The organism is Streptococcus handemini, assembly GCF_040984445.1.
Lineage (GTDB): Bacteria > Bacillota > Bacilli > Lactobacillales > Streptococcaceae > Streptococcus > Streptococcus handemini.
The window spans coordinates 1-8,964 of sequence record NZ_JBFRYH010000070.1 but is presented as its reverse complement, the minus strand read 5'-3'; the positions used below and the strand labels follow the sequence as shown (position 1 = coordinate 8,964).

Here is an 8,964-nt window from a genome sequence, read left to right as displayed (position 1 = left end):
GACCAAGAGTAGTCAAGAGGGTGAAGAAACACGCTACTTTATCTTGAGTAGTCAGGTTAGTGCGAAGGAATTATGCGACTATGTACGAGGTCATTGGCAGATAGAGAGTATGCATTGGTTATTAGATATTGTTTTTCGAGAAGATGCGAATAAAACTTTGAACAAGCAGTTAGCGTTTAATTTGAATGTGATGGACAAATTCTGCCTAGCTGTCCTAAAACGGTTGGATTTTGGAAAGAAAATGAGCATGCGTCGTAAGAAATATGTCCTTAGTCTATCCTTTGACCAGTATTTAAAACGATTACTTTAAATCAAAAAAGTGTTTGAGGTAGAAAAAAGCCGAAGACCGTTTCATGCGTTTGTCGTGGATACCTCCCTTTTCTTTTGTAAAAGAGTCTGATTTTTTGTATAATGAATGAAATATGGTATTCTCGATGTGTCATTCGAGAGAGATTGGAAGAGTATGAGGTAATTAGATGAAGATGAAACAGATTAGTGATTCAACCTTGAAAATCACGATTAGAATGGAAGATTTGGAAGAGCGCGGGATGGAATTGGCCGATTTTCTGGTCCCTCAAGAAAAAACAGAAGAATTCTTTTATACAGTGTTAGATGAATTGGATTTGCCGGTCACTTTTCGTGAGAGTGGCATGTTGAGTTTCCGTGTGACGCCTAAGCCAGATAAGGTAGATATTTTTGTCACTAAATCAGATATTGATCAGCAATTGAATTTTGATGATTTTGCGGATATGGCAGACTTAGATGAGCTTTCGCAGATGACGCCAGATGAATTTTTGAAGACACTTGAGAAAACGATTCGCGAAAAGAGTGCAGGTGATGGTCAAGCAGTTCAACATTTGGAACAGGTAGAAGAAGCGGAATTCGATGAAGAAGAGGATGCAGAGATTCGCAATTATATTTATTATATCCTTGATTTTGCGAGTCTTCAGGAGGCTGTTCAGTTTGTGTCTCTTGTTGATTTCACGGTTGAGGAATCGGAATTATACAAGATGAACGGACGTTACTACATGACAGTTTTGATTAATATTGAAAATCGTTCAACACGCTATCCAGACTTCATCTTGTCACGGATGTTAGAGCATGCAGATGATACGTCGATTTCACGTGCCACCCTTCAAGAGCATGGGATTCTACTACTTCCAGTTGCTGCTATTGATGAGCTTGGGAAGGTGAACTTAGCATGATTCCATTTGCTTTGAAGTATATCATTGTCGTTATTTCGACCATGATTATTTCGATTATTGCGACACCGTTGGTTCGTTTCTTGGCATTTCGGATTGGAGCGGTGGACACCCCCAATGCTCGTCGCATCAATAAGGTGCCGATGCCATCTGCAGGAGGCTTAGCAATTTATGTGGCCTTTTTATTGGGAACAACCTGTTTTTTGGCTCCTATTGTGACCTATGTACAGCCTCGAGGGACGTATTTGGAGTATATCCTTCCAGTTGTTATTGCTGGTGGGATTATTATTGTGACAGGGCTACTTGATGATATGAAAGAATTACGCCCCCTGTCCAAGTTGATTGGGAACCTTCTTGCGGCAATGGTTATTTGGTTCTTTACAGACTTTCATTTTGATAATTTCAAAATTCCCTTTGGTGGGCCAATGTTGCATTTTCCGACCTGGCTGGCTTTTGCGTTGACGATTCTCTGGATTGTAGCGATTACTAATGCAGTCAATCTGATTGACGGCTTGGATGGACTAGTGTCTGGAGTGTCGATTATTTCTCTGACGACCATGGGGATTGTCTCCTATTTTTTCCTACATGATAGCAATATTTACTTGACCTTGACTGTTTTTGTGTTGGTTGCTGCAATCGCTGGCTTTCTTCCCTATAATTACAATCCAGCTATTATTTACTTAGGGGATACAGGAGCCTTATTTATCGGATTTATGATTGGAGTTCTGTCTTTGCAGGGGTTGAAGAATTCAACAGCAGTTGCTGTAGTGACCCCCATGATTATTCTAGGTGTTCCGATTACAGATACCTTGGTGGCTATTATTCGTAGGACCTTGTCTGGTCAAAAAATCTACGAAGCGGACCGCATGCATTTGCATCACCGCCTCTTATCACTTGGCTTAACGCACCGAGGGACTGTCTTAGTCATTTATGCTATTTCCTTTATTTTTTCTCTAACCTCGCTATTATTAAATGTATCGAGCAGAGTGGGAGGAGTCTTACTCATGTTAGCTCTTTTCTTTGGAGTGGAAATTCTAAGTGAGCTGATTGGGATATTTGGTGAGAATCGTACACCTATTTTGAACATCTTACGTTTTATTGGTAATAGTGATGTTCGGCAGGAATATTTAGCTAAAAAACGAGCGAAAAAGGACGAAAGGCAAAAAGCAGACAAATAAGAATGTTTCTAAACAAAGAAGGAGCTAAATAGGCTCTTTTTTGGTATAATAAATCAGATCAAAACTAAATGGAGGTATCTATGTCAGTATTAGAAATCAAAGATTTGCATGTGGCAATCGAGGGAAAAGAAATTTTAAAAGGGGTTAACTTGACCTTGAAAACAGGGGAAGTTGCGGCCGTTATGGGACCAAATGGGACAGGGAAGTCCACCCTTTCAGCAGCTATCATGGGAAATCCCAACTATGAAGTTACTCAAGGTGAAGTCTTGTTCGATGGTGTGAATGTCTTGGAACTAGAAGTCGATGAGCGGGCTCGTATGGGACTCTTTCTTGCCATGCAATACCCAAGTGAAATTCCAGGTATTACCAATGCAGAATTTCTACGTGCAGCCATGAATGCTGGAAAAGAAGACGATGAGAAAATTTCTGTCCGTGATTTCATTACCAAACTCGATGAGAAAATGGAATTGCTCAACATGAAAGAAGAAATGGCAGAGCGCTACCTCAATGAAGGATTCTCTGGTGGTGAGAAAAAGCGCAATGAAATTCTGCAACTCTTGATGTTGGAACCGACCTTTGCCCTTCTCGATGAGATTGACTCTGGTCTTGACATCGATGCCCTTAAAGTTGTTTCAAAAGGGGTCAATGCCATGCGTGGAGAAGGCTTTGGTGCCATGATTATTACCCACTACCAACGTCTATTGAACTACATTACACCAGATGTGGTCCACATTATGATGGAAGGGCGTGTTGTTTTATCAGGTGGCCCAGAACTGGCGATTCGTCTTGAAAAAGAAGGTTATGCAAAAATTGCAGAAGAACTAGGCTTGACTTACGAAGAGGAAGTTTAAGGCGAAACGTGTTCAGAAAGGAGAAAATAATGACCAAAGAAGCCATTAAACTGTTTTCACAAGCACACGCGGAACCAGCTTGGTTGAGCAATCTTCGTCAAGCAGCTTTTGAAAAAATAGACACATTAGACCTACCAAAGATTGAACGAGTGAAATTCCACCGTTGGAATCTTGGAGATGGGAGTATTGCAGAATCAGAAGTGATGAGTAATGTTCCTGATTTTACAGCTTTGGGGGATAATCCTAAGCTAGTTCAAGTAGGAACGCAGACGGTATTTGAACAATTGTCTCCAGAATTGGTAGAGGCTGGTGTGATTTTTACAGACTTTTACACCGCTTTGGAAGAAATTCCAGAAATCATGGAGCAGTATTTTACCAAGGCAGTAGCATATGATGAGGACAAACTTGCAGCTTACCATACCGCTTATTTTAATAGCGGAGCGGTCTTGTATGTTCCTGATAATGTAGAAATTAACCTACCAGTTGAAGGTGTTTTCTACCAAGATAGTGCAAGCGATGTCCCATTTAACAAGCATATTCTTGTGATTACTGGTAAAAATAGCAAATTGAACTATCTAGAACGATTTGAAAGTATTGGAGACGGCAGTGTAAAAGCAACAGCTAATATCACGGTGGAAGTCATTGCAGGAGCTGGCAGCCAAATTAAATTCGCAGCGATTGACCGCTTGGGACAGCATGTCACAACCTATATGAGTCGTCGTGGTTCACTGTCACACAATGCGAGTATTGACTGGGCGATTGGAGTGATGAATGAGGGCAATGTCATTGCTGACTTTGATAGCGATTTGTATGGCGATGGCAGCCATGCAGATATGAAAGTCGTAGCCCTTTCAAGTGGCAAGCAAGTGCAGGGCATTGATACCCGTGTGACCAACTACGGTCGAAATTCTATTGGGAATATCCTCCAACATGGGGTTATTCTAGAAAAAGGAACGCTGACTTTCAACGGAATTGGACACATTGTTAAAGGTGCTAAGGGAGCGGATGCCCAGCAAGAAAGTCGGGTCTTGATGCTGTCTGACCAGGCACGAAGCGATGCTAATCCGATTCTTTTAATTGATGAAAATGATGTTACAGCAGGACACGCTGCTTCTATCGGTCAGGTTGATCCAGAGGACATGTATTATCTCATGAGTCGTGGTTTGGACAAAGCAACAGCAGAGCGTTTGGTTGTCCGTGGCTTCTTAGGAGCAGTTATTACGGAGATTCCAGTAAAAGAAGTCCGCAATGAAATGATTGACGGAATTGAAGAAAAGTTAAGCAAGAGGTAAGAGAGATGCCAATAGATAGCCATGCCATCAAACAAGAGTTTCCGATTTTAGACCAGCTGGTCCATGATGAGCCCTTGGTCTATCTAGACAATGCCGCAACGACGCAGAAGTCCCAAGCTGTTCTAGATGAAATTCTAGACTATTATCAGACGGACAATGCCAATGTTCACCGCGGTGTCCATACCTTGGCAGAACGAGCGACCAGCCGTTATGAAGCAGCACGTGAGCGCGTGCGGCAATTTATCCATGCCAAATCAACTAAGGAAGTACTCTTTACAAGGGGGACGACAACCAGTCTCAACTGGGTCGCGCACTTTGCTACCCAAATCTTGCAACCGGGTGATGAGGTCTTGATTTCTATTATGGAACACCATGCCAACATCATTCCTTGGCAGCAAGCCTGTCAAAAAACAGGAGCTAAGCTTGTCTATGTCTACCTGAAAGACGGGCTCCTAGATATGGAGGATTTGAAGTCCAAGCTATCACCAAAAACAAGATTTGTCTCCCTAGCCCATGTCTCTAATGTCCTAGGAACCATCAATCCAATCAAAGAAATTACTCGATTGGCGCATGAAGTTGATGCTATTATGGTAGTGGACGGAGCCCAATCCATTCCCCACATGGCCATTGATGTATTGGATTTAGATGTGGATTTCTTTGCTTTTTCAGGTCATAAGATGCTAGGTCCGACAGGGATTGGTGTCCTCTATGGTAAGGAAAAATGGCTCACACAAATGGAGCCTGTTGAATTTGGTGGCGAGATGATTGATTTCGTCTATGAGCAGTCTGCAACTTGGAAGGAATTACCGTGGAAATTCGAAGCGGGAACGCCCAATATGGCAGGAGCAATTGGGCTAGCTAAAGCAATTGATGTTTTAGAGGCCATCGGCATGGATGAAATTGCTCACCATGAGGATGAATTGCTATCCTACCTTTTTTCAAGATTACAAGCCATGGAGGGGATTGAAATCTATGGTCCGTCAGACTTGACAAAACGTTCAGGTGTCATTTCGTTTAATATCGTGGGCTTGCATCCGCATGATGTGGCAACGGCACTGGACTATGAGGGAATAGCTGTGCGAGCTGGTCATCATTGTGCCCAACCACTTCTAGCTTATTTGGGAGTGCAGTCAACGGTTCGTGCTAGTTTTTCCCTTTATAATACCAAGGAAGACTGTGATCAATTGATTGAAGCACTGGAAAAGACAAAGGAGTTTTTCAATGGCACTTTCTAAATTAGAAAGCCTCTATATGGCTGTGGTGGCAGATCATTCCAAACATCCTCATCATCAAGGGGAAATTGCTGGAGCTCATCAGGTAGATTTGAACAATCCCACTTGTGGAGATGTTATTCATCTATCTCTGCAGTTAGATGAAACAGGGCAAATGATTCAAGACATTGCCTTTGTCAATGCAGGTTGCACCATTTCAACCGCTTCAGCTAGTATGATGACGGACTTAGTAATAGGCAAAACAAAGGCGGAAGTGTTGGAATTAGCACAGGTCTTTTCTGAAATGGTTCAAGGACAGACAGATACACGCCAAAAAAAATTGGGGGATGCCGCCTTTCTAGCAGGTGTTGCTAAATTTCCGCAGCGAGTGAAATGTGCGACCTTGGCTTGGAATGCGCTAAAAAAAGGCTTAAATGAAGAGTAGAAAATCTCAAAGAAATGAAGAAATAGAGGAGGAAAGAATGGCAGAAGAAAGAGTAGAGCCAAAACCGATTGACCTCGGTGAGTATAAATTTGGCTTTCATGACGATGTAGAGCCGATTATCTCGACAGGAAAAGGTTTGAATGAAGAAGTTATTCGTGCCTTATCGGCAGCTAAAAATGAACCAGAATGGATGTTGGAGTTCCGTCTCAAATCCTATGAGGCCTTCAAAAAAATGCCCCTTGAAACTTGGGGAGCAGACTTGTCCGAGATTGATTTTGATGACTTGATTTACTACCAAAAAGCGTCTGACAAACCAGCTCGTTCATGGGATGATGTGCCTGAAAAAATTAAAGAAACTTTTGAACGCATCGGAATTCCAGAAGCAGAACGAGCTTATCTTGCAGGTGCTGCTGCCCAGTATGAGTCAGAAGTGGTTTACCACAATATGAAAGAAGAATTTGAAAAGTTGGGTATTATTTTCACCGACACAGACTCTGCTTTGAAAGAGTACCCAGACCTTTTCAAACAGTATTTTGCCAAATTAGTGCCACCAACCGACAATAAATTAGCTGCCCTAAACAGTGCAGTATGGTCTGGAGGAACCTTTATCTATGTGCCAAAAGGTGTCAAATGTGATATTCCTTTGCAGACCTATTTCCGTATCAATAACGAAAGTACAGGTCAGTTTGAGCGGACCCTAATCATTGTAGATGAGGGGGCAAGTGTGCATTACGTTGAAGGATGTACAGCGCCGACCTATTCAAGTGATAGTTTGCATGCGGCAATTGTTGAAATCTTTGCTCTTGACGGAGCTTATATGCGCTACACCACGATTCAGAACTGGTCTGACAACGTCTATAACCTTGTTACCAAACGTGCTCGTGCCATGAAAGATGCGACAGTGGAGTGGATTGATGGCAACCTTGGAGCTAAAACTACTATGAAATATCCGTCTGTTTACTTGGATGGCGAAGGAGCGCGTGGGACCATGCTGTCTATCGCCTTTGCAAATACCGGTCAACACCAAGATACAGGTGCTAAGATGATTCACAATGCTCCGCACACCAGCTCCTCGATTGTATCAAAATCCATTGCCAAAGGTGGTGGAGCAGTAAACTACCGTGGTCAAGTAACCTTTGCCCGTAATTCCAAGAAATCTGTCAGTCACATCGAGTGTGATACCATTATCATGGATGATATTTCAAAATCAGATACCATTCCCTTCAATGAAATCCACAATTCGCAAGTTGCCTTGGAGCATGAAGCAAAAGTATCGAAAATCTCTGAAGAGCAGCTTTACTACCTCATGAGCCGTGGCTTGTCAGAAGGAGAAGCTACAGAGATGATTGTCATGGGATTTGTTGAGCCATTTACCAAAGAACTCCCAATGGAATACGCAGTCGAACTCAACCGCTTGATTTCTTATGAGATGGAAGGTTCAGTCGGGTAATACGCAAAGAAGAGACTCTTTTGTCAAGCCCCAGTTAAAATGGACAGTAAAAAAGCGAGTTAGTTTGTTAGGTATGATTCCCTATACTCTAAGGGAGTCATACCTTTTAATCTTTCTTGTGGTCTTTCGTAATTATACCTGCCAATGTATTCCCTAATTTGATGGATGAGAGCTTTAGGTGGAAATAGTCTTAATGATTCGCTCTTCAAGTGCGAAAAGAAGTTTTCATATGATGCATAATCGTAACAATTTTCTTTGCCAGAATGAGATATGGCTACTCCATATTGGTCTAGTTTTTGAAAATACTGTTGATTGGTGTATTGGAAACCTTAGTCTGAATGGTTGAATATCCAGTTTAGATTATCAAAAAGTAACTGGTTGTCACTGAAATCTGATAAAGTGTAAGCTACAATAGAAGGGTTACAACAATCTTTTATGACACTTAGGAATATCCTGTAAACGTAGCTGACATCCTTTGTTAGTTGAGGAGAGGACATTCTGCTTTAAAGTTACGGGCAAGCAAGTTGTAGTGGACGTGTCTTGCCTTTTCGTTTACCTCTCGTTGTGTGCAAGATTGATACTGTTTCTTACGAATAGGTGAGTTATGGCCAAGAATACACATATAACGCAATATAGTCTTAGGTTTCAGAAAAAGCTGATTCTTTCTTCTCAATTGATAACAGATGAACCGATAGCCTTTCTGAGTGTCACGGAATTGGAAAGCCGAAGTAGGTACATAAAGAGGCAATAGAATACTGCTCTTTCAACCGATCGATAACCTGATAGGGTGGATTCTTCTCACTTCTTGAAGCCTTTAAAATGTCATTCTCCATGCGTAGATAGGCATTTTGCTCCACTAGTGTCATCTCTTCTATAGTCATTGTTTTAGGGGGACCAGTGGACTTAGTACCCCGTAAATCTTTTGTCAGTAAATCTGGATTTTCACGGTATTTCCTCGTCCAAGTCAGTACCTGATTATCTGATTTTAATCCATGTTTTTTGACAATAGAGGGCATATCTCCACTGTTTTCACTGAGCTAATCCTCGACTACTTGTAGTTTGAACTCTGACGAATAATTTGTGAACTTACCTTCTTTTTTGGTCATAACAAAAGAACCTCCTTATGACAACAGTATAGTACACTTTTTATACTGTTCACTATAAGTGATTCTTTTCAATTGGATCTCTTTTTTAAAATTCACCTTTAAAGGACAAAAAAGTCCTTTAAACATTGGGTGTATTTTGTTAGACTAGAGAACATCAGAAGGAAGGCAGGAGGCAGAAAAGATGGAAGAATTCAAGGCGTTATATATGAAAGTACAGGGGATCGTAAGG

Annotated in this window: 10 protein-coding genes; 8 read left to right on the top strand and 2 right to left on the bottom strand. The window is 41.6% G+C overall.

Translation table 11 applies throughout. From position 1 onward, the window contains the following. The 8 genes from ABPH35_RS09370 to sufB all read left to right on the top strand — a co-directional run. Positions 1-310: ISAs1 family transposase (locus tag ABPH35_RS09370; protein WP_349988132.1), on the top strand; the 310-nt coding region annotated here is incomplete at its 5' end. A 166-nt stretch (positions 311-476) separates the two neighbouring features. Then, entirely contained in the window at positions 477-1,205 is a 729-nt protein-coding gene (mecA, locus tag ABPH35_RS09365) for an adaptor protein MecA (protein ID WP_349989494.1), read from the top strand. Then, positions 1,202-2,380, top strand: a complete 1,179-nt coding sequence (locus ABPH35_RS09360) for a glycosyltransferase family 4 protein (RefSeq protein ID WP_349989493.1) — start codon at positions 1,202-1,204, stop codon at positions 2,378-2,380. Before mecA ends, ABPH35_RS09360 begins: the two co-directional genes overlap by 4 nt. An 80-nt stretch (positions 2,381-2,460) precedes the next feature. Then, complete coding sequence (sufC, locus tag ABPH35_RS09355) at positions 2,461-3,231, top strand: Fe-S cluster assembly ATPase SufC (RefSeq protein ID WP_349989492.1); 771 nt, start codon at positions 2,461-2,463, stop codon at positions 3,229-3,231. A 29-nt stretch (positions 3,232-3,260) separates the two neighbouring features. After that, entirely contained in the window at positions 3,261-4,523 is a 1,263-nt protein-coding gene (gene sufD, locus ABPH35_RS09350; RefSeq protein ID WP_349989491.1) for a Fe-S cluster assembly protein SufD, read from the top strand. 5 nt (positions 4,524-4,528) lie between these two features. Next, positions 4,529-5,758 (top strand): cysteine desulfurase, encoded by a 1,230-nt coding sequence (locus ABPH35_RS09345; RefSeq protein WP_349989490.1) that lies wholly within the window; start codon positions 4,529-4,531, stop codon positions 5,756-5,758. Next, entirely contained in the window at positions 5,745-6,179 is a 435-nt protein-coding gene (gene sufU, locus ABPH35_RS09340; protein WP_349989489.1) for a Fe-S cluster assembly sulfur transfer protein SufU, read from the top strand. Before ABPH35_RS09345 ends, sufU begins: the two co-directional genes overlap by 14 nt. 37 nt (positions 6,180-6,216) lie before the next feature. After that, positions 6,217-7,629, top strand: a complete 1,413-nt coding sequence (sufB, locus tag ABPH35_RS09335) for a Fe-S cluster assembly protein SufB (protein ID WP_349989488.1) — start codon at positions 6,217-6,219, stop codon at positions 7,627-7,629. 59 nt (positions 7,630-7,688) lie between these two features. On the opposite strand, the gene ABPH35_RS09330 is transcribed toward sufB, so the two are convergent. Together ABPH35_RS09330 and ABPH35_RS09325 are read right to left on the bottom strand one after the other, a co-directional pair. Beyond that, positions 7,689-7,901, bottom strand: a complete 213-nt coding sequence (locus ABPH35_RS09330; protein ID WP_449340515.1) for an IS3 family transposase — start codon at positions 7,899-7,901, stop codon at positions 7,689-7,691. A gap of 435 nt (positions 7,902-8,336) precedes the next feature. Continuing rightward, positions 8,337-8,645, bottom strand: a complete 309-nt coding sequence (locus ABPH35_RS09325) for a transposase (RefSeq protein WP_349989486.1) — start codon at positions 8,643-8,645, stop codon at positions 8,337-8,339. Positions 8,646-8,964 lie beyond the last annotated feature (319 nt).